Below are 22,198 nucleotides of genomic sequence, written 5' to 3' on the forward strand. Positions count from 1 at the left end.
CGATACATCTCAACGGCAGGAAACATAAATAATGGGGAGGCACACCTCCCCCTCAAGTAAACACCCAGGGGTGTTTAAGCCTTACTGCTGAGCACCGCCGAAGGCCATGTCATTGGCCACGCCAGTGGTGTCATACATGCCGGCCAGCGCCTCGGCACTGTTGCCGTAGAACTTGCCAGAGATGGTGCTGCCGTTGGAGAAGCTGCCATCGCTGCTGATGCTGGTACCGCTGAAGTTGACGCCGTTCAGGGTACCGGTGATGGAACCGGTGCCGCTGAAGTTGGCGGTCAGGGTACCGGTGTAGACACCGGCCTGAGTATCCGGGTTGTACTTCTGGATACCCACCACATCGTAGGCCACGTTGGTCAGGTTCGGCATACTGGAGGTCGGGTTTTCACCCACGTAGTACACGGTGCGCAGTGAGCTGTCCATGCCCAAATCAGGATCGTGCGCCGTGCCAGCACTGCCATCCCAAGGTGCCCATTCCCCGAAGTAGACGGCGTTGCTGGTGGCCAGGCCCGGTACCTTGGCGATCACTTCACCGCCGAAGTGAGGGAAGTTCCATAAGGGACTTTTGAGCTGACGGTAGGTGTAGATCTCGGTCCCGACCCCGGCACCGCCGGCGATGGTGTACTTCCAGGTTTCAGACATCAAACTCCCATAAACGGCGATATAATAATTGCCATTGGCACCACCACCAATAGCCTGATTAGCCATCTTTATCGGCCCGGCTTCAAAGCTGACAACCCCAGCAAGGTAGCCCGGCACGGCCGGGTGATAGGCCGGCATGGCGATACCAACGCCCGCGCCCAGAATGTCGCCCGTACCCACCTGAACATAGGCAGTATTGGAGGAGCCGCCCTTAGTCGCGTCGGGCACTGCAAAGACCGGAGAGGCTGCCAGGGCGATCGCGGAAACAAGCAAAAGCTTTTTCATGTATTCATTCCTTTGGTTTGGTTAGTTCTAATGATCGCTTTGCGGGGTGCGACCGCCCCTGTCTTCCTTGGCTGGCGGGCTTATCTTCTGCCCGGCTGGCTTGGATATTCGGTTAAAACCGTGGTCAGACCCTGTTTGAAGACACTGTGTCAGACCAACGGTGCATGGCGATACATCTCAACGGCAGGAAACATAAAAAAGGGGGAGGCACACCTCCCCCTCAAGTAAACACCCTGGGGTGTTTAAGCCTTACTGCTGAGCACCGCCGAAGGCCATGTCATTGGCCACGCCAGTGGTGTCATACATGCCGGCCAGCGCCTCGGCACTGTTGCCGTAGAACTTGCCAGAGATGGTGCTGCTGTTGGAGAAGCTGCCATCGGCATCGATGCTGGTGCCGCTGAAGTTGACGCCGTTCAGGGTACCGGTGATGGAACCGCTGGTGCCGCTGAAGTTGGCGGTCAGGGTACCGGTGTAGACACCGGCCTGGGTATCCGGGTTGTACTTCTGGATACCCACCACATCGTAGGCCACGTTGGTCAGGTTCGGCATGCTGGTGGTCGGGTTTTCACCCACGTAGTACACGGTACGCAGTGAGCTGTTCATGCCCAGATCAGGGTCGTGCGCCGTGCCGGTGCTGCCATCCCAAGGTGCCCATTCCCCGAAGTAGACGGCGTTGCTGGCGGCCAGGCCCGGCACCTTGGCGATCACTTCGCCGCCGAAGTGCGGGTAACCTGACACAGGGTCATTCACCTGACGGTAGGCGTAGATTTCAGTATCCGCACCGACACCGCTGGCGATGGTGTGCTTCCAGGTTTCTGAAATGATGGTACCGGCAATCGCGATATAGCTATTGCCATCGCCCCCCCCGAGAACCAGGTTGGTTTTGTCGATCGGCCCACCTTCAAAGCTGACAACCCCTGCAGGGTCGTTCGGCATGGTTGGGTGATTGGCCGGCATGGCGATACCAACGCCCGCGCCCAGAATGTCGCCCGTACCCACCTGAACATAGGCGGTATTGGAAGAGCCGCCCTTAGTCGCGTCGGGTATTGCAAAGGCCGGAGAGGTTGCCAGGGCGATCGCGGAAACAAGCAAAAGCTTTTTCATGTTCACATTCCTTTGGTTTGGTTAGTTCAAATGGCCGCTTTACGGGGTGCGGCCGCCCCTGTCATCCCTGGCTGGCGGGCTTATCCTCTGCCCGGCTGGCGTGGGTGTTCGGTTAAAACCTGGCCGTCAGGCCCAGTTTGAAGGTGCGCCCCGGGGCCGGCAACAGAGTGCGAGTCAGCGGATCCAGATAGTACTCATCGGTAATGTTGTTGACGCCTGCATTCAGCTTGAATACGTTGTTTATCTCGTAGGTGGCGTAGGCGTCGTATACCAGCACCGATTCCAGGTTGTAGGCTTCGTTCAGGTAACCGGTATACAGATAGTGTTCATCGATCCACTGCTGTTCATCTTCGTTTTCGGCACTGCTGTGGTAGGTGACCCGCCCGCCCAGCTCCAGGCGGTCGCCCATCAGGCGCATGCCGCCATCCAGGTTGATGGACAACTCGGGCTGTGTACTGGTGCGGGTAAAGGTGAGCGGGAAGCCCCCATCAACACAAGCGGCATACTGCCCCTGGTTATATGGGTCGAGCGTGGCGGCGTAGTCGGCATCACACAGGTCGTTGTTCAAGCGGTAGGTGGCGCCCAGGCCGGCAAAATAGCGGCCGGTATCTACCCGCGCCTGCAGCTCAATGCCTTCAGTACGCTTTTCATCAAACTGCAGCACCTGGTAATCGACATTACGGTCGATGTAGTTTTCGATGCGGTTGCGGTAGTAGTTCAGGCGTACGTCCGCCATGCGTACATTGCTGAGCCAGGGCGTCAGGTCCTGCACATAGCCCAGTTCGATATTACGGGTGCGTTCCGGCTCGATGGAATATCCGCTCACATCCGTCCCCGTTGTATAAGAGCCATAGCCAACGGCAGACTGGGTATCTTCCCACAGGCTGGGGAAGCGCACATACTCGGAGTAACGGGCATAAACACGGTTATGTGGCGTCATGAACCAGGTGATGCCCAGCATCGGCGCCCAGGCTTCGTTGCGCCGCTTCTGCGGGCGCGACCACTGCTCGGAATCATCAAGCACACGTGTAACATGGCTGATAGTCGCAGGCCCATAAACAATATCGATGTCCTTATATTTTTCAGGATTTTCCACTCGATCATTGCCTACGAAGCTGGTTGTTCCCAGCCGCTCACCGGTCTCTGCGTTGTACGCGTTAAATCCAGCCAGGTACTTGGGCAGCTCCTTGCCATCGGCGGTGGTTACGGTTTCATTGATATCCAAGGTGCCGTTATAGAAGGGGTTTCGATCACGCATCCCCCTGAAATCACCGTCGGCATAGTCCACAATCGCTGCCGTCAAGCCCCGTGATGACGCGTTATGGCCACCAATAAGTCCACCACCAAGATATGTAGCCCCCCCGATTTCTACGGTTGGGACTTTCCCGTAGCTGGACGCACCGTAAAACACCAGGTCCTCGTTCGCTGCCTGAAGCTCCTTCGTCACCGCGAAGTTGCCGCCGGTCAGCTCGGCCAGCCAGGCATTGGACTCCGCGGCAAAGGCGCGCTGCTCATCGGTCAGGGTGCCTGACGCTCGGGCGCCACTGATTTCCCGTGCCCGGGCAAGATAGGCGTTCAACTGAGCGGTCTGCTCTTCGCTCAGATAAAGGCCATAGGGGATCTGGGCATAGGCCACTTCGTATTCCTTAGCCCACCCACGGTGCTGGTTGCGCCGGTGTTCATCAAGGCCATCGTCAAAGGACCAGTAGCGGCTCCATTTCAGGCCACCGGTGATCATCACCGTATCCGTGGGGAACCACTCCATCTGCATGGCGGCATTGTATTCACGGCGAGTGCCCGCACGCGGGCCCATATGGCTGTTGCCCCATACGAAGGGATTCTTACTCAGGTGCGCCTCGGATGCATCCCAGCCGTCCAGCTCTTCATGCTGTGCATCGGCGCTCAGGGTGAGGGCGAAATCGGGGCTCAGCTGAAAGCGGTTACGCACGTTCAGGCCGTAACGGTCGTGGTTCCATTCCTGGCGGGAAGCATCAACCAATGTGCCATCAATAGACTCATCCCGGTAGTCAGGGTCATGCTCGTAGGGGTTGGTATCAGGGTTATGCAGAATCCTACAATGGTTTTCATACATGGCAGCCTGCTCCGGCCAGGCTGACTGGTACACCGAACACCATAAATAGTTGTTGTAGTTTCTGTCGGTCTCCATTGGCTGATACTGGAACCCTCCATTCTGGTGCCGCACACTGAAGCTTTGGGTTGCCCAGGCGCCGACCTTCAAGTCGATCAGTGGGTTGTCCGGGTTCCAGCTGTAACCCAGATTCCAGGTATCCTGATCCACTTCAGATGGAGGGTTATTGTACTGATAGGCCATGTCACCAGTGCCATCCATATCAATCATATTTTTCGGATCGTGGGCGATCATACGGATCGATACGTTACTTTCACCGTAAATTTGCTCGGTGTTCATCCAGCTCAGGCTCAGCTCCTGATTGTGGGGCAGTTCCAGCCGACCTTTCAGCAGGGTGCTGGTCATTTCACTGTGCGTATTCAGTACCTCTTGCCCTGGCCGAAACAAATTGGCCAGATAATCGTTGTATTCGCTGCTGTTCCCTGCCCCTTGGCTTTTCGCCTTTTGCATCGCCTCAATCCAATCTTCGGTGCGGTAGGCATCGGCACCGTTTTCACCGGCAAAATAGTTGCCGCTGCGGCGGTAGCTGTGCACGCCAATCAGGTCGAAGTGTTCCTGCTCGGCTGCAACGGCCAGGCGCCAGGCATAATCCTCGCCATTAAAGCCCTGATGGTCGCTGCCACTTTCCGGCACCAACGTAACCCCACCCCCAAGCGGCGCAACTATTCCGCCATAATCACCACCCGTTCCAATGATCGGTACACCATTCGCCTTAACGTCACGGTAATCCTGGCCATACCAGCCGTTGGCCCCATCACGCTCAGCCACCGTGTTGGTGGCGGTTTCGGTTTTCAGCTCGATGCCCCAGGTTTTGCCCGGCTGAATGATATCGCCCGGCTCCAGCGTACGGATGCGTACGGCTCCGCCGATACCACTGGGGCCTTCAAAGGACGGCCCTTTCTCGGCGGTAATGCCCCCCACCAGGTTAGGGTCTACATAGCTGCGATTACTGATGCCCCCCGGCCCCAGCCAAATGGTAGTAGACTGCTCGGTGCCATCGACCAGCACCGGTACACGCCCGGTGCCCTGAATACCGCGGATGTTCGGGTCCAGCGCACCGGAGTTGCGCGCCTCGCCGGTGTATACGCCATTCAAGCCCTTGAACAGGTCACCTACCGAGGTACCCTTGTAGTTCTCAATGTTTTCACGAGTGGCATGCACGTTGGAAATATCGCGCAGGTAGACATCTTCCGTTGATAGATCGCGGCCTTGAATAACGGTAGTTTCGCTGCCAATCACCGGCAGTACCTCGTTAGAGGTGACGTCCTTGTCGGTGACATCCTTGTCGGTACACTCCTTTCCGCCATTCACTTCTGCTGTATCACTGGTAGAGCAGTCATCCAATGATTCCTTCACCTGAACCACCGTCTCCGCCTGCGCGACTTCCATCGTCACTTGTGACATCGCCAGCATCACGGCCAATGCCAATGGCTTAAGCCGGGGGGCTTCTTGATACAGCGAAACGTTCATCAATCACTCCTTTTGTTGTACAGCCCGCTGAGCTGGTCTTTCTATCGGTTCTGAAATTTGGAGTGCATCGACGCTCTCCACCTGGCATACACCCATGCTACCCTCAAACAAGAATGATTATCGGTTAGATTCATATGCGAAACTGAAAATTTCGTATGGATTTCGGTGTACATCCTTGGGATGTGTGCGGTTATTAAATAATGCAGTGAGTGCGTAACGTCCGTGACTTCACGTGTCGATAGCACGATAGAAATGGTGATGTGTGAAGCTGGTTAGTGCAGGCTCTGATAGCCGGTTTGAATCATTGCGCTACCGTTATCCTCCGCGTTGGCTGTGACACTATGTCACATTGAAGTTCAGCGGCTGGCGCGCAATCCTCCCTGCTTTTCACAAACAGTACATCCTGTGCATAGCAAACGGATGCGACATGAATAGCAAAGGAGCGCTTCATGCCCACCAAACCCATACCAGCATTACTGCTTACCCTTGCAGCAGGTGGTATTTCTGATGTTGCTTTGTCTTCAAGCCCGAAATCTCATGACCCGTCGACCTTAACCGTGACAGGCTCGCCAATCATTGAGGGCAACCAAACAGACAATTTTGCAACTCTGAGTACCTGGGTCGATAAAACTCAGGTGCGTGATTTGCATGCGCTGGATTTGTCTTCAGCCTTGCGCCGCACTCCGGGCGTGGTGGTTTCACGGTTCAATCCGGTCGGTTCCTTCGGTGGTGCTGAAGGTGGTGCTGTTTATGTACGCGGCATGGGGGCCAGTCGCCCAGGCAGCGAAATACAGACATACATTGACGAAATTCCCTTTTACATGCCGCTATGGGGACACCCGTTACCGGACCTTTTGCCGCTTAACGGTATGCAGTCCATTCAGGTATACAAGGGCCCCCAACCTCAGCAGTTTGGTAATACCTTTGCTGCCATCAACCTGACACCCGAAGTTGCCAAAGCGGATGATGGCCACCAGGGCTCATTGCAGTTGTCAGGTGGCAGCTTTCACACGCTTTCAGAACAAGCTGTTTTCACCGGCCGTGAGGGAAAATGGGATTATATGCTGTCACAGGGCTATTCCCGTTCTGACGGGGCGCGTGACGATGGTGACGGTCGGCTAAGCAATGGCATGGGGCGGCTGGGATACCGCATCAATGATAACTGGTCTGTCTCTGGCCTGGCCCTGCACACCGACAACCGGGCTTCTGACCCGGGCGAGGAGGGCTTGCCCGCCACAAAAAATGGCGATTTTCTTACCCGCGCAACCCTGGCGTCTTTTACGCTGTCGCATCATCATGCCCGCGCACAAGGCGAACTTCGTGTGTATTACAGTCACGGGCGCGGTGCCGCATTGAATCAAAGCGGCATTGATGGTGACACGATCAGTGATTTCAGTACCCGCGGACTACGTTTTACCGAATCCATGCAGCTCTGGCCACAGGGCGATGTCAGGTTTGGCCTGGATATCGACGAAAGTGAAGGCGATGTCGCATTTCGTCGTGTCGCGCCCGCCCCCGCTGACTATTTCAACACGCCTGTCCTCAGACTGGTGTCGCCTCATCTGGCCATCAGTCATTCTCTGATGCTGAATGATCATTGGCTGCTAACGCCTTCCATCGGGATCAGGGCCTACGATCATAACGTATATGATTCAAGTCTCGCTCCCCATGCAGGCCTGGTGCTCTCCACTGATCACATTGAGTTGCGGGCTAATGTATCCCGCGGTATGCATTACCCGGGGCTGGAAACCTCTGTCATGTCTCAGTTAATACCCGCGTTGGGAGATAGTTGGGAGTCGCTGGAACCTGAAGAGCTTGATCACCGGGAAATTGGGCTGCGTTTCACTCCCTTCAGCGGCACAACCTTTGATCTGGCAATGTTCAGAGATAATCTGAAAAATCGTTATCTGTTTGCCTTCCCCCCTGCTGTCACCCGACCTTCGTACATTAATCTGGGTCGATATCATATCAATGGGGCCGAGTTTAGCTGGCAACAAAGCTGGAGCCCTGCGTTCAACAGTTTTGTCGGGATAACCTGGTTGGATTCCAGCTTGAAGACGCTACCCTACGCTCCGGATTACGCAATCTCGGCCGGTATTAATTACCAAAAAGGCCGCTGGCATGTCAGTGCAGATGCCCAGTATCAGCGCGATATGTATGTTCTCAGTCAGGCTAGAACCGCCAGCAGTACAAATCTTGCCAAAGTCAGCAGTTTTACTGTGGCCAATCTCCGCACCAGTTACCGTATGCCACAACTGGGGCCTGACGGTGAAGTATTCCTTGCCATCGAGAACCTGTTCGACAGTGATTACGCCTATCGTCCGGGCTATCCCATGCCGGGCACGTCTGCACAGATAGGTGTTCGAATGGGATTCTGATGACGTCCCTTATTGATCATTTGAATATATCCCCTTGACTACACCCTTGCGCTTACAGTTAATAATAAGCATTATCATTATCGAGCTTTGTCAATTATGATGAACATCACCTTGCTATTCAAAAGTACACGAGGAAGACATGTGTGCACTTCTCGTCGTGATCTACCCTGCTACGCACACACAACTATCATGTAAAGGAACGTACTGATGTTGAACAGATTTGAAGGAAAAACAGCACTGATAACAGGTGCAGCTTCAGGCATTGGAAAGGCTACTGCAATCAAGCTTGCTTCTGAAGGCGCGGCTGTTGTTGTCGCTGACTTGCACGAGCAAGCTGCCCAGGCGGTGGTCGCCGAAATCACTGGCGCTGGTGGTAAGGCCGCTGCGTTTGGGGGTGATTTTACATCACCCTCAGTGAATGAGGCTGCTGTAGCTTTTGCTGTTGAGACATTCGGGGCCTTGCATTTGGCGTTCAACAATGCCGGCATCATCGGGCCTCAAGGGCCACTGCATGAGGTGGATATTGACGGATATAAAAAACTGATCGACATTAACCTTGATGCTGTTTTCTACGGACTGAAATATGAAGTGCCCGCTATCCTTGCAGCTGGCGGCGGGGCAATCGTAAATACGGCTTCCATTCTGGGCCTCGTGGGCACCCCAGGCTATGTGCCTTACGTTACGGCGAAACACGCTGTATCCGGTTTGACCAAGAGCGCTGCACTGCAGTATTCCGCAAAGGGGATTCGGATCAATTCCGTGCATCCCGGTTATATCGACACACCTCTTTTAAATGAGCTTAGCCGAGAGGAGTATGACTCTCTCGTTGCTTTGCATCCTATGGGGCGTCTTGGTACGTCAGAAGAGGTAGCCAACGTAGTTGCTTTCCTGCTTTCGGATGATGCTGCTTTCGTGAGTGGGTCACAATATACCGTTGATGGTGGCTACACGGCACAGTAACCATCTGTGCCTATATCGGTGCACAACCTGAATCCAACGGCTCTACAGAGTCATTGAACTGTGTGTACAGAATCAGGGCCTGATGTTCATCAGGCCCTTTTCAGCTCTTCGACCGTGGCTCATAAGCAATCATTTCAGGTTATTCCGGCACGTATACCATGCGCCCGTCGGGCAAGCGGTAAGTAATCCCGGCCTTTACGCCCTCCCCTTCTCCCATCTCGCCACTGCTTTCATATCGGGTCAGTTCTTCACCTTTTTTCACGGTTATGCGCATGTTGTCCTGCCCCGGGTTTTCAACCACCACGACATTTTCGGCCACAAAAGGGTTGAGAGGATTGCGTACGACAACCAGCAACAGGATGACTACAATCACCAGAAACAGGTCGATCAGATTGACCACCGAGAGTATGGGATCATCGTCTTCGTGGTCGATAAAGCGTCCTGCCACCTCACACCCCCTCTTGGCTCAAGCCAGCCTGTTCGCGCTCGATCAGGCGCAGTTCTTCAAACAGCCAGCGGCGACGGATACTCAGGACAACAAAACTCAGGCTGGCCGCAATCAACGCCAGTGTTACACCGGCAAAGGCAACTACCATGTTCGAGCCCACGGACGCCACTTCGTTTTCTGCCAGTGCCAGCAGGGCCGGTCCCATGGGTATCAAGGTTGCGACCAGCCCCAGCAAGGGACTGACACGTGAGGTAAGGCGCAATTTTTCCAGGCGCCGCATAATCCATAATTCCAAGTCATCGCTGGTGATGCCTTGCTCCTGGGCATAGCGGCTCAATCCCGAACGCACAGGTGTGCGGCGGAATATCAGGCTATCCGCCAGCAATTGGCCGGTAGCAATCAGAGCGTAAGCCAGGGCAGCCAGAATTAATACTAACGCGGGCAGCAGGAAGATACTGGTGATTTGATAGAGTAAGGCCTCAAATTGGCTCATCATCAGACGGTTTCTCGATTACTAAGGTGAATTTTGTGCTCACGGTGGGCGCGCCACGCGCCCAGGGCCAACAGCAGTAACATACCGATCAGGCTCAGGCGGTACGACCACTCATCCTCTGTGGGGACGTTCATCTCCTGAGCTTTCAGCACCTGACCTTTAACCTGCTGGCTTGGCTGGCTGGCGCTGTTCTCACTGTTGTCTGGACTGGCTGCGGCCGAGGATGACGCCAGCTGAGCGGACAAGCCAAACCCCAGGGCCATATCCTCGATGTAGTCCACAGTTTTAGGTGCACCAGGCAGAGCTCCCTTGTCCTGTACCAGCGTTTGCCAGCGTTCGGTCAATTGCTTCAGGGTGGTTTCACTCGGCTGCCAATAGCCTTTGCGCACAGCCTCGACCATCCGTTCGATCAGCTGTGATTGAGCATCGGGATTCTGTTCGGCAAACCATTCGTTCAGTCCCAGCTCATGGCGGTCCATCACATAGGTTTCATGCAGGGCTTGCCACTGATCGGCACGCACCATGCTGGTATCCATGACCTGCCAGCCAAACAGGTTGTTGACTGTTTTCAGCATCTGCACCGCCCCGGAATAGCCTTCCGCCTGCATGGCCTTGATCCACTGCGGGTTTTGGTAACGGGTTCTAAGTTCAGCAGACAGAAATGCAGCCGCTTCAGCAATGCGTGGGCTGTTACCACGGTAATCGGATATGTACAGTGTCGGGGTTTCGCCCCTTTGCTGACGTACCGCGGCCGAAAGTCCACCCAGATATTCGAACGGGTGGTCCGTGGACAACAGGCCATGCACCTGACTGGAGCGCGACATCATCACGGCATCAACCTGCGCCAGTTGATCTTGCAGCAGGTTCACATCGGCAACCGCCCTTCCCCATTCACGGGTGGTGAACACATGAGACTGGCTGGCTACGAAAGTATCGGCCAGCTGGCTGTCGTCCTCCCAGGCGGTGGAGTTCATGGCCAGATCAGTGACACCGCTGCCATAACTGCCCGGTGGGCTGCTGAACACCCGTGCGCGTGACAATTGCTGGGCATCCTCGTCGGCCAGCCCCCTTTGGCGCAAGGCATCGGCCAGCTGACGACTGTGTGCCGCGATGGGGTTGGCGGGGTCTTCCTGTTCGGACAGCGCCTCAATAACGGTGGCATAATGCCGCATGAGGCCATCGAACTGATCCCGATAGACGCTGGTCACCTGCAACAACACATCCATCCTTGGCCGCTTGAGCTCGGCCTGCGGAATAATTTCCAGACGGCGTACACGTCCCCCCTCATCCCAGACCGGCCGCACACCCAGGGCATGCATGACCTGGGCTTCAACCAGCCCCTGAGTGCGTATGGCTTCTGATGACCAGAGGGTAAAGGCCAGGCGCTGGGGCGAGTCCCCCTGATGTTCTTCGCGATAACGCTCAACCAGCTGGTCCAGCATGTCTTCGGCAGCTGCGTAGGCGGCCTTGTTGGGAATCTTGTCCGGTTCGAAGGCGTACAGGTTGGTACCGCTGCTGGTGGCCGGGTTGCGTACCGGGTCACCACCTGGACCGGGCGCGACAAAGCGGCCCTGAAGGCCCGCCAACAGGGCTTCCATTTCGTTATCCAGACTCAGGTGAGCATCATTGTCGAGTGCCTGCTGCAACAGGGGAAGCAGTGGCTTCGGTAATGCTTGCTCTGGCAGTTTCCGAGTGGCCAGCGTTTCGGCCAACAGACTATAGGCCGGTTGTTGTTGCAACTGTTCCGTCTCCAGGGCCAGCAGTTCATCACCTTCCACGCCAAGGGCATCAAAATAGGGCATACCCAGCTGCTGTAGCACGGTCATAACCCGATGTTCAGGCGCAGCGGCTGTACCAAAGGTGTGCAGACCCAGCGGAGTGGATGACGCGGCCAGCTCATGCAGGTGATCATGCAGTGCTGCCGCAAATGCCGGTGGGTTGGATTTAAGGCTCGCCTCATCCCAGCCCATATCCAGATGCAGGTTTTGCTCAATGGCTGCATTCAATAGTTGCTCGCCCGCCTTGTCCTTCACTGGTCCCGAATCGAGCATCTGATAGGCATGCATGAGTTCATGCAGGTGTGTCAGTTCAGCATAGAGACCGGCAGGGCCAAAGGCCGGGGTCTGGTGGCTGATGACGACCGCTCGCCCGCGCCGCTTGGCCTGGAGCGCTTCGCCGATATTGTCCTGAATATAGGGATAGAAGACCGGCAGATTGCCGACGGCCAGGTTCGGATAATCGTAGGCCCAGAGCCCTCTGTCCTTGCCGGGCGTCCATTCTTGGGTGCCATGGGTTCCGAGGTGGATAAGAGCATCCGCGCCATAGGTTTCACGCAGGTACAGGTAGGTGGCCAGGAAAAAATGCCCCGGTGGCTGCACGTTGTCATGCACATGCGCACCCAGACGGTCTGCTCGGGGCGGTTGGGGCATCCAGAGGAAATGTCCCAATTGCATGGCAGGAATAACAAACCGAAGCTCCCCGTCCAGGGTACGGATACTCCAGTGTTGCTCAGGTTCCCCCCAGGTATGTTTCACCTGATTTTGAATCTTGCCGGGCAGAGATGCCAACCACTGGCGATAGCGACTGACCGGAAAACTGACCGCCAGTCCCTTGACCAGCAGGTTGTCCAGCTGGTCATGACGGTAGAGTCCGGACAGCATGGCTTGCGCCTGCTGGATCACCTTCTGTTCGTCCAGCGCCGACAGCGTGTATCCGCTGGCCACCAGTGCCGCTGTTATGTCTGCAATACTGCGTGGCACATTCAGATGAGAGGCCGAGAGATTGCGCTCACCTGCGGGAGAGTTCCAGAACATCAGCGCCAACTTGATGGACTCAGGTGTCTCACGCTGTAACCTGGCAGCGGCCAGGAAGCGTCCGATCAGCAGTTCGATTTGCTCCGGGATTGCCACGCGGCGCCCATCCTCCACCGCCGACAGCACCAGCGGATCGGTCATGCCCCAGCGCTCTGGCGTGGCCATGAGTACGGCAGCCATACCTGCATCCATTCCCTGAGCCTGGCTGCGCCACTGCTCCACAGTCTGACGGCTGCCCAACCCCATCACCACCGGAATATCCAGCGCTCGAAACGCCCTTTCCATCGCCTCGCCGTCCAGCATGTGCGTGGTATTCAACAATAGACTTGGCTTTGCCGGAGCCAGCATATCCTGCACCGCATCAGGCTGTTTGCGTCCATACCAAAACAGCAATGGCACTCCACCTGCTGACTCGATAGCGGCTACCAATTGATCATGAAACGCTGTCTGCTGATCGCGCAGTACACCCGATGACATGGCGATCGCCAATATCGGTGCGTCCTGAGGCCAGCGATCCTCCCCCCAGGCAAAATAAGCATCCAGATCCGTAAATGGCTGCTTTGCTGCAGGATGGTAGTAACCGGCGGCTGGCAGAGGCACGGCAGGAGGAAGCTGTGCGGTAGACTCACCCCGGTGCCAGGCAGATAGATACTGCATCATGCGGCTCAGGTTATCCCTGCCTCCGGCGACATAATACGCCGCCAGATCATGCAACACCGGTCCAGGTAGCTGACCGCCCTTGGGTGGACCACCGCCTACCGCCAGCCAGGGCCGCTCGGATGACGCCAGCCAAGGCTGACTGAACGCCATCACCTGCCGCCTATCACTGCCACGTGGGGTATCCAAAATCACCAGATCGGCATCGAACCAGGCAGCGGCATCAGCCGGCGCCTGTTCGATCTGAAAAGCTGTTAATTCAACATCGGCGTCCAGCGCCAGTACCTGCAGGTCGCGGAACTTGGCGACCGAGACAAAATCATTGCTGATTACATGCACCCGTGCAGCCGAAGCTTCCGCTGCAACAGCAGACGCTGATCCCAACAACAGCCCGAAAAGAACACATAATAATAATGGAAACCTGATAGCCGTTATGGTCATCTGCTTAGACTCAGAAACGTGCTGTCAGGCCAACACGTACTGTCCGCCCAGGCTCTGCCAATCCGAATAGTTCCGACTCATCCAGCAAGCGAGTATCCATAAGATTTTCGACCCCCGCGTTCAATGTCAAAGCCGTGTCCAATTCCCAGGCAAAATCCAGATGGTGCAGGGCATAAGACGGGGCATACTCGCCGTCACCCACATACTGGCGCCCAATAAGCTCTGAACGCCAGCGTACCTGACTGCCAGGCTGGAAATGCCAGCTCACTGCCAGATTGGCGCTATGCTCCGGCCTGAACTCCAGTGGCTTACCGGTGCCACGATCTTCTGTATCCAGATAGGTGTAATTCAGGCTAAGGTCCAGCACCTGCAGTGGACGCATGCCCCAGCCCAACTCGATACCATTGATCACCGCTTCATCTATGTTTTCGTAGTAACGAATCTCACGGCCACGTATGCCACAATCGACGCTGCAGACAGACTGAACAAGGTTCTCCAGATTGTTGCGGAACAGACGGGCCGATGCATTCCAGTTATCCGCCGTGTAATCAATGCCCAACTCCGAAGTGGACGATTGCTCAGGCTGCAAATCCGGGTTGCCATAGACCCAGAAGCGACCGCCAGCTGCCAAGATTTGATAGTTCGGTGACAATTCGCTCAAGGTCGGGGCTCTGAAACCCTCACCATAGCCGGCCTTCAACACCAGGTCGGGGCGAGGCTCATACACGGCATAGATGCGCGGGCTTACTTCATTTCCATAGCGCTCATGGTTATCCACACTGGCCCCCGCGACCAGCTGCAGATTGGGTGCAAAGCTGACTTCATCCTGAAAGAACAAACTTTTGTGCAGTACGGAGTCTTTGCCCCGGGTATCGACACGGGGATCATACAGGGTTTCCTGGCGCAACTGTCCGCCCAATGTCAGCCAGTGCATATCGCCCAGTCCGGTTGAGAGGTGCCCCTGTACAACCTGGTCTTTAACCTTCTGAGCGGGCGTAGCCGTATTGCCGGCCGTTCGTGTATTTACGCGTTCCACAGAAGACTGATACGCCGAAATAGTACTTTGCCCCCAGGACCAGTCGCCCTTGTGGGCCAGCGATAGCTGTTCGGTCTCGAGATCGTCTTCTGAATTGTAATAGCTACTGCGACTGGCCACGTTACGGCTACGCTCTTCGTCTCCCCTCGCATAACTGAGATCGATGCGCTGATTGTCGTACGGAGTCCAGATTAGATTGCCCTGAATCGAGCGGTTCTCCCTGGCTTCAATTTCGGAGATCTGAGGATCTTCTACCAGCTTAAGCTCATCCCGTTCCAGCCATTGACCAGCCAAGCTCATGGCAAGCGTACCCGGCATCGCTGCTCCACTGAGATAGAAGGATGTTTTACTGGCATCGCCACCGTCGCGATCATCCTGCCAGACGTGTGTTGTTGATATTTCGCCGCTTAGCGCATCCTCGGGCACACGCGTAATGAGGTTAACAACACCGCCCAGTGCATCTGAGCCGTAGAGGGACGACAATGGCCCCCTGACAACCTCAATCCTTTCAATTGCAGACAGAGGTAGCCAGCCCAGCTCAAAGTCCGTATGCGCCATAACACCATTACTGGAACTGATACGGCGACCGTCAATCAAGTACAGGGTATGCTCAACCGGCATGCCACGAATACTGATGCCACGGCGCGTCTGTCCAATCGAACTGATGTTGACACCTTCTTGTGCACTCAGAGCATCAGCCCAATCGTCCGCATTGGACAACTGCAACTCTTCGCGATCAATAAGTGAAATACTGGCGGGCGCGTTCACCAGTGGTGCTCCATGCAGATTGGCGGTCACAACCAACACATCATCGCTTGAAACTCGCAGCTCAGCCCAAGCCGGATAACTAGAGCAACCGACGAAGACCAAAGCGGTGGCGACTATATGCCGAGTATGAGTGATGAGCATGAGTTACAGGACCTCCGAGCGAACACTTAATGATTCGTTATAACATAACATATATTTACTGTGTTTTACCTGCTCCTATAGAGGGAAGCTGTAAGAACAGCGACGACCGGCAAAAGCCACCCGGAGATGACAATTTCTACCCCAACATCAAAACGCATACTTTTCTTTACGTTCATCATACTTTTTAAATGATAACCAGTAGCATTAAAGAGTTAGGCTATGCACATCACACTCATCACACTAACCATCTGGTTGGTTCAACTTTATGACATGGAGATGATGCATGGATTTAACCTCCCCCCATCCTATGCAGCGATACTGGAACCTGGCTTCTGCTGGGCTGCAGGTACAGGCTCTCGAGTACGCCATGACCAGCGGGCTGCTGAACGCTCTGAAAACCTCATCAACCTGCGCAAAACTGGCCAAACAACTGCATTTCGACCCCAAAGCCACTGAAGTACTGATGGAACTGCTTTGGAGTATGGACATACTCGAAAGGAAAAAGTCCGAGGGGGGCTCCGTTGAAACCACGCTCTACACATTGACCCCCTCTGCCAAGCGCTATCTTTTGGATGATGCGGATCAGGGCTACGCTAAAGCTTGGCGCTTTCGCACTGAAACGCTTAATACATGCGGACAAAGTCTGCCGGCATACCTTGAAGGCCGTCTTGAAGGAAATGATTTTGCGGCGGTGCAATCAGAACAGGCATGGGCCCATGCAGCTCAGGGACAAATCGCTCAGGAGCAGCGTACCATTACCGCCCCAGCTGTGGCGCAATTACTGCGAGAGATCGAGATCCCCTTCCGGGGTCGGTTTCTTGACTTAGGCGGAGGCCCAGGCTTCGTTAGCATTGAGTTGGCCCTACAGTACCCGGAGATGACGGGTACTGTTTTTGATCTGCCATCAACCGCTGAAGTTGCTAACAGCAATATCAAGGCAGCAGGGCTGCAAGAACGGCTGGACACTCTTGGGGGGAACGCCGCTACCGATGATCTCGGCGGCCCCTACGACCTCATCTGGTGTTCATCAGTGCTGCACTTCCTTCCTGACATTGACACCGTGCTGCATCGAATGATCTCAGCACTCAAGCCCGGTGGGCTATTGGTATGCGCTCATGCGGAAATTGCCAATACGGCAGCCGAAGCCTTACAAACACTTCCGTTCTATATGCCTTTGATGTTACGTGGACACTATGTTCCACACCAAGATGAACTGCCCACCATCTTGCAACGTCACAATCTGACACTACTGGACAGCCGACAGTTGCTGCATGCACCCATGACCCCTATTTGGGTCCACACAGGAAGGAAACCGGTATGAGAAACACTCACTACTGGCCCCTGCAATTGATGCTGGGCTGGCTAAACTTTGCGTTCACGGCTCCCATTATTTATCTATATCTTGGTCTACCCATGATCATGCGCCAATATGGCTGGTCTGGGACCGAGATCGGCCTCTTCCAGTTGGCCGGTTTACCTGCCGTCCTCAAGTTTCTGCTAGCAACACCTGTTGATCGTTATCGTATCGGTCAACATGGCTACCACAACTGGAGCATGATACTGACCCTGCTGTATTCCTCCATACTCGTACTTCTGGCTTTTTTCGATATTCAGCACACGTCCTGGGGCATACTTTTTACCCTGGCCTTGACCGCTAGCTTGATCGGCACCTGGGCCGATATCCCAGTGAATGCATTAGCCATTGAGTACCTGCCCGAATCTGAGCGTATCCGAGCAGGTGCCATTCGCTCAGCAGCGACATCACTGGGTGCCATTATGGGAGGAGGCGTCATGCTGCTGATGCAAACACGGCTCGGTTGGGCTTGGCCGTTTGCTACTCTAGCTGCGTTGCTGGGGTCTGGCGTATTACTACTAGCTCTGACACGCACATACACACCCATCCAACACGCAGAGTCAAGCACTCCGCACGCGGGACTCAAGGAGTGGTTGAGTTATTTCTCAACCCCAGACTTTCGTCGCTGGGCACTCATGATTTTGCTCTATTTTCCGTTTATCGGTGCGGCCTGGGTCTATGTGAAACCTCTGATGCTGGATCAGGGTTTTGAAGCCGATCGTATTGCTACAGTGGTCGGTATCGGCGGTGGCTTTGTTGGTGCTCTCGCGAGCCTACTCGGCAGCCGCCTCACTCGCAGGTCTGGCCCCGTTGTAGCTCTTCCAGTTTTTGCTTTCCTGAGTCTAGCCTCTGTTGGCAGCTTGCTATTGGTTAGTACATTCCAAATGTCGTTCCCGGCTTTTGCCGCAGCTGCCCTTTTCACCGCTCTGGCTATGGGAGCGGCCTCAGGGCTGATTTTTGGCTTGATGATGTACTATACGCGCCCAGGCTTAACCGCGGTGGATTACGGTATCCAATCGAGTTTGTTTGCGTTCGCACGCACCCTGGCACCAATGGCCTCAGGCATCATGATCGGAAATTTCGGCTATGGGGGCATGCTACTTGGCTTAGTTATCTGCCTGAGCGTCGTTTTTGTTTTAGCAATCACGTACCGCAAGCACATTAAGGAAGCTATACATACTTGATGTAAAGATTTTGGAGCACTGTTCACTCACGTTTCGGGTCATAGATGCCGATTGGATATTAATCTTCAGGGCAATAGTTCTGGCATTTCCATCCACGGCATCGTCCCATTCAGACTGTTCAAGAAAGCCTTTAGCGCATGCACCTCTGTACCGCTCAAAGACAACGGTTTGATAAGTGGAGACAGCTTTGCTGTGGGTATGTCGTTGCCTTTTTCCGGCAGTTCTGCATTTTGCCACCACCCCATGTTATAAAGCGCGAGCAGCATATCCAGATCCTTTACAAAACCATTGTGCATGAATGGCGGCGTTTCAGCCGCACCTCGAAGACTGGGAGTTCTGAACGCACCTACATCATCTTGGGCACCTGTGAGCCTATAGCGCCCCTGAAAATCACCCACGTTATGAAAAGACGTACCCAAATGATGGAAGCGGTTATCAGTCAGCTGCGGACCATGGTGACAATTGATACAGCGTGCCTTGGTGCGGAATAAGTGCAACCCGTGCAAGGCCTCGTCACTCATTGCATCCGTGTCTCCTCGCATAAAGCGGTCGAAGGGCGTGTTGGTCAGAGTCAAACCTCGCATAAAGCTCGCAATCGCTTGGGCGACCCGCTCTGGTGTCACTTCCGCGCTACCAAACGCCTGCTCAAACAGTGCAGGGTAACTTTGCGTCTCACTCAAGCGCTCCACTGCCACATCGGTATCAGCAGCCATCTCTATTGGATTGGTCCAGCTGGCAATGACCTGCTCTTCCAGTGAGGCTGCACGCCCGTTCCAGAATATATGAGTCAGCCACGCCGAGTTCACCACCGTAGGTGCATTGATGTCGCCTTTCTGGCGGTTATGGCCAATGGACGCACGCCGACCGTCAGCCCAACCAAGATCAGGATCATGGCAACTGGCACAAGCGATCTGCTCAGACGCAGATAAACGTCGATCAAAAAACAGATGTTTTCCCAGCTCATGCTTTGCGGCGGTTAATGGGTTATTTGCTGGAACCGGCACCTGCTCGGCGATCGCGGCCAATGGCTGATAGTCAACACCTGTATCCACGTTAGCCTGTGGCCAATGGTCGGGGCCTTGCCGGTAACGCTCGACCAGCGCGTGCAGTGGGGATTCTGAGGCAAGCGCCAGGGCCGGTACTGCAAGCAGCACCAGCATACACTTCAAGATAGCTGGCTTGTTCATCAGAAACGGTATCCCAGCTCCAACCAGAACTGTCGACCTACGCCGAACAGTTGCACGCCGGATTCACCACTAATGGCATTTCCGCTATTCAGAACGTTGATCACGTCCGCACGCAAATACGGCGAAGACGGGGACGCAAGCAATTGATATTCGACACTCAGATCCCATCGGGCTGTAGCACCCTGTTCTTCAATGGAATAGGCTTTCAATCCAGTCGCACTGTCATTGCCCAAACTTTTCAGGTAACGATAACCATCACTCAATGCCACAGAATTCCGTACAAACAGACGGTCGTTCAACGTCTGCGTAATCAGATCAACATTGGCCGTTATCGGTGTGGCAAAATCCGTTGCCGGCATCTCGTAACGCGCCATGCGCTGACCTTCGTAAATAATCTCTTCTTCTGCATCACTGCTGGACAGATAACCACCCGTACCACTGGCGTAACGGCTGTCGGTGTTCTTGTCCATCCAGGCTAGGCTAGAGTTTAAAGTCCAGTTGGCGCCCATGAAAGACAGGGGCTCAGAGCGCCAGAACAAATCAACCTGATGGGTGTCACTGGCACCATCATTGGCAAACCAGCTCATTTTTCGTTCGGGATCATAATGGGTGCGTATTTGGTCACGCCCCTTGCGCGTCACCAACTGCAACCCGGCCTGGCCCGCCATCACCGGCCCATAGAGTCCCAGGCTGTACTCATCGTCATAAGGGGTTTCCAAATCACGATATTCCCATTCACTGTTCGGATCGATATTGACCCAAGCGCCAGTGCTACCGGTACGTTCGCGAATGGTCAGCAGACTACGCTCTTTTTCACGCAGTCTATAGGACAGGAATGACTTGCCATAATAGCGGTTGGCACCCAACGTTACGCGGTAGTCATGCGCTTCATCCAAGTACAAACCCGCCAGCAGACGCGGCGCCAAATTGGTATTTCCCAACCAACTGTCTCGCTCAAGGCGTGCACCCGTGCGCCAGAAGAAACGGCCTTGTTCGCCTTCCAGTTCGGCATATGCGGCTGAATTCAGGTTGGTAAAATCGATGACACCCTTGCCATAAGTGGCCTCACGGCTGTGGTATTGAGCATCTGGCGCCCATGACCCCGGTGAAGTCTGAGGCGGCAGAGGTTGGGAAAAATCGAGCGTGTACTCGTTAAAAGTAAAATCGTTGCCCCTGTCCTGCTTGTAATAGGACCATTTGAATTCACCGCCATAATTCAGTTTCACCTGTTCATTCAGCGGCGTGATGAAGTCCAGTGTTGACCCCAGTGTGCGCTGAGTATTGGCCAGCTGCCCAAACCCTCCATTAATCCCTTGCGCTCCATAAATAGAGGTGTATTTATACTGGTCGATGACATTCTGCTCAAAATTACGCTCATCCGAGCTGGTACCAAGGCTGACGTTCAGGTCCATCCGGGTTTCACCCAGGTTCTGACCAAAATTCAGGCTCAAATTCAGGCCGTTGTGCTGACTTTTGTAATCAGAGTTGCGGTAATTGATCAGGAAGCTGTCTTCTTTGTAATCGCTGTAAGCCAGAGAGGCATTGAAGTCATAGTCACGTTCCAGTAGGTCCATCCGCATCACGGCATAGCGCGAATTTCGGTCAAGCGCCTTTTCCTCGCCAGGCTTGAAAATACGGCCGGTTTCTAAAAAGTGATCCATATCGATAACGACGGCCTGTTTCTGAGTGATTTGGGCGCGTTTTTCGCTCAAACCAAAGAACAGACCCAAATCACCGGCACGGGTTGCGCCCGACAGAGTGGTTTCGGATTTTTCAAAATCAGGTTGGAACTCACCCGGCACCCCAACCGGTAATTGTGCAGCACCATCTTCAAACTCTCCCAGTTGTGAGTCGTCCACATGAAACTCGGTCCAACTGCCCTTGGTCATTCGATGGCTGATCTCAAAACGATCACGGCCATCATAGGATTGAGTTTCAGCCTTGACTACACCACCGATGAAATCACCTTCACGAGCCGGTGCGTTGACGTCAATCACTTTAACTTCTTTGACAAACCCCGGATCAACAAACAGTCCCTGCGAATGCCCAGCAACACTGGTGTAACTGTCCTGTCTCTCTTTTTGCATCGGGTCCAGCATACTGTCGATGCTGGAGCCATCAAGCATCAGCTTATTCTGATAGGGTGCAGCGCCACGAATGGAGAATTCGGCTGGCTTTAGGTCTCCCTGTCGCAGACTCGAGCTGGCGGTGTCATCCACTCGAACAGACGGCACCATGCTCAGCAGTTCAGCAAAGTCAGAACGTGCGCTATCACGCATATCGATCTGCTTGAGCTGCTTTATATCGGGCGATTCCTCACGACCTGTTACGCGCACCAATGGCAGTGTCAGCGGTTGGTCAGCCTGGTCCGCGCCTATAATGGCGTAACTAACAGGACCATACTGTTTGACACCGAGTCCGTGCACCTCAAGTATCTGTCGCAACGCCTCCGGCAGGCTATAGCTGCCATTCAGTCCAGACGATTGCTTGTCCTGCAACAGCGCCTGATCATAACTGATCAGGATACCTGCCTGCTGACCCAGGGCATTGAGCACACTGGCCAACTCTCCTCCATTGATTGCAAAAGCATAGCGCTTTTCCACTTGGACAGAAGCCGTGGTCCTGGCTGCCATCTGCTCCGGCATTGCAGCCATAGCGTGTGAGAAGCCCAGAACCGTT

13 protein-coding genes are annotated in these 22,198 nt (G+C 54.7%); 4 read left to right on the top strand and 9 right to left on the bottom strand.

Features of this window, described 5'->3' with window-relative positions; all coding sequences use genetic code 11:
* Positions 1–81: 81 nt before the first annotated feature.
* From BLV48_RS01610 to BLV48_RS01620, 3 genes are all read right to left on the bottom strand, one after another.
* Positions 82–936, bottom strand: coding sequence for a Slam-dependent surface lipoprotein (locus BLV48_RS01610; RefSeq protein WP_091822054.1), 855 nt, complete (start codon positions 934–936; stop codon positions 82–84).
* Positions 937–1,185: 249 nt separating this feature from the next.
* The gene (locus BLV48_RS01615; RefSeq protein WP_091822057.1) at positions 1,186–2,040 is read right to left on the bottom strand and encodes a Slam-dependent surface lipoprotein; all 855 of its coding nucleotides are present in this window, start codon (positions 2,038–2,040) and stop codon (positions 1,186–1,188) included.
* Positions 2,041–2,152: 112 nt separating this feature from the next.
* Complete coding sequence (locus tag BLV48_RS01620; protein ID WP_091822060.1) at positions 2,153–5,659, bottom strand: TonB-dependent receptor domain-containing protein; 3,507 nt, start codon at positions 5,657–5,659, stop codon at positions 2,153–2,155.
* Positions 5,660–6,108: 449 nt separating this feature from the next.
* Here BLV48_RS01620 and BLV48_RS01625 point away from each other — a divergent pair, with 449 nt between their 5' ends.
* On the top strand, positions 6,109–8,037 hold the full coding sequence (locus BLV48_RS01625) for a TonB-dependent receptor (protein ID WP_091822063.1): 1,929 nt from the start codon (positions 6,109–6,111) through the stop codon (positions 8,035–8,037).
* 207 nt (positions 8,038–8,244) lie between these two features.
* Positions 8,245–8,997: an SDR family NAD(P)-dependent oxidoreductase gene (locus BLV48_RS01630; RefSeq protein ID WP_091822067.1), complete on the top strand. Its 753-nt coding sequence runs from the start codon at positions 8,245–8,247 to the stop codon at positions 8,995–8,997.
* Between the two features lie 139 nt (positions 8,998–9,136).
* On the opposite strand, the gene BLV48_RS01635 is transcribed toward BLV48_RS01630, so the two are convergent.
* The 4 genes from BLV48_RS01635 to BLV48_RS01650 all read right to left on the bottom strand — a co-directional run bounded on the left by BLV48_RS01635 (position 9,137) and on the right by BLV48_RS01650 (position 15,794).
* On the bottom strand, positions 9,137–9,445 hold the full coding sequence (locus BLV48_RS01635) for a DUF2149 domain-containing protein (protein WP_091822071.1): 309 nt from the start codon (positions 9,443–9,445) through the stop codon (positions 9,137–9,139).
* Between the two features lies 1 nt (position 9,446).
* On the bottom strand, positions 9,447–9,941 hold the full coding sequence (locus BLV48_RS01640) for a MotA/TolQ/ExbB proton channel family protein (RefSeq protein ID WP_091822074.1): 495 nt from the start codon (positions 9,939–9,941) through the stop codon (positions 9,447–9,449).
* Positions 9,941–13,792, bottom strand: a complete 3,852-nt coding sequence (gene cobN, locus BLV48_RS01645) for a cobaltochelatase subunit CobN (RefSeq protein WP_217632926.1) — start codon at positions 13,790–13,792, stop codon at positions 9,941–9,943. Before cobN ends, BLV48_RS01640 begins: the two co-directional genes overlap by 1 nt.
* A 67-nt stretch (positions 13,793–13,859) precedes the next feature.
* Complete coding sequence (locus BLV48_RS01650) at positions 13,860–15,794, bottom strand: TonB-dependent receptor domain-containing protein (RefSeq protein ID WP_091822082.1); 1,935 nt, start codon at positions 15,792–15,794, stop codon at positions 13,860–13,862.
* A 307-nt stretch (positions 15,795–16,101) separates the two neighbouring features.
* Here BLV48_RS01650 and BLV48_RS01655 point away from each other — a divergent pair, with 307 nt between their 5' ends.
* Both BLV48_RS01655 and BLV48_RS01660 read left to right on the top strand, forming a co-directional pair.
* Positions 16,102–17,115: a methyltransferase gene (locus tag BLV48_RS01655; RefSeq protein WP_422730686.1), complete on the top strand. Its 1,014-nt coding sequence runs from the start codon at positions 16,102–16,104 to the stop codon at positions 17,113–17,115.
* On the top strand, positions 17,112–18,332 hold the full coding sequence (locus tag BLV48_RS01660) for an MFS transporter (protein WP_091822089.1): 1,221 nt from the start codon (positions 17,112–17,114) through the stop codon (positions 18,330–18,332). Before BLV48_RS01655 ends, BLV48_RS01660 begins: the two co-directional genes overlap by 4 nt.
* Before the next feature lie 65 nt (positions 18,333–18,397).
* Here the strand turns inward: BLV48_RS01660 and BLV48_RS01665 are convergent, their stop codons facing one another.
* Positions 18,398–19,519, bottom strand: a complete 1,122-nt coding sequence (locus BLV48_RS01665) for a cytochrome-c peroxidase (protein WP_091822094.1) — start codon at positions 19,517–19,519, stop codon at positions 18,398–18,400.
* Entirely contained in the window at positions 19,519–22,152 is a 2,634-nt protein-coding gene (locus BLV48_RS01670) for a TonB-dependent receptor (protein WP_175527540.1), read from the bottom strand. The genes BLV48_RS01665 and BLV48_RS01670 overlap by 1 nt, the downstream gene beginning before the upstream one ends.
* Positions 22,153–22,198 lie beyond the last annotated feature (46 nt).

Source organism: Marinobacterium iners DSM 11526, from assembly GCF_900107855.1.
Classification (GTDB): Bacteria; Pseudomonadota; Gammaproteobacteria; order Pseudomonadales; family Balneatricaceae; genus Marinobacterium; species Marinobacterium iners.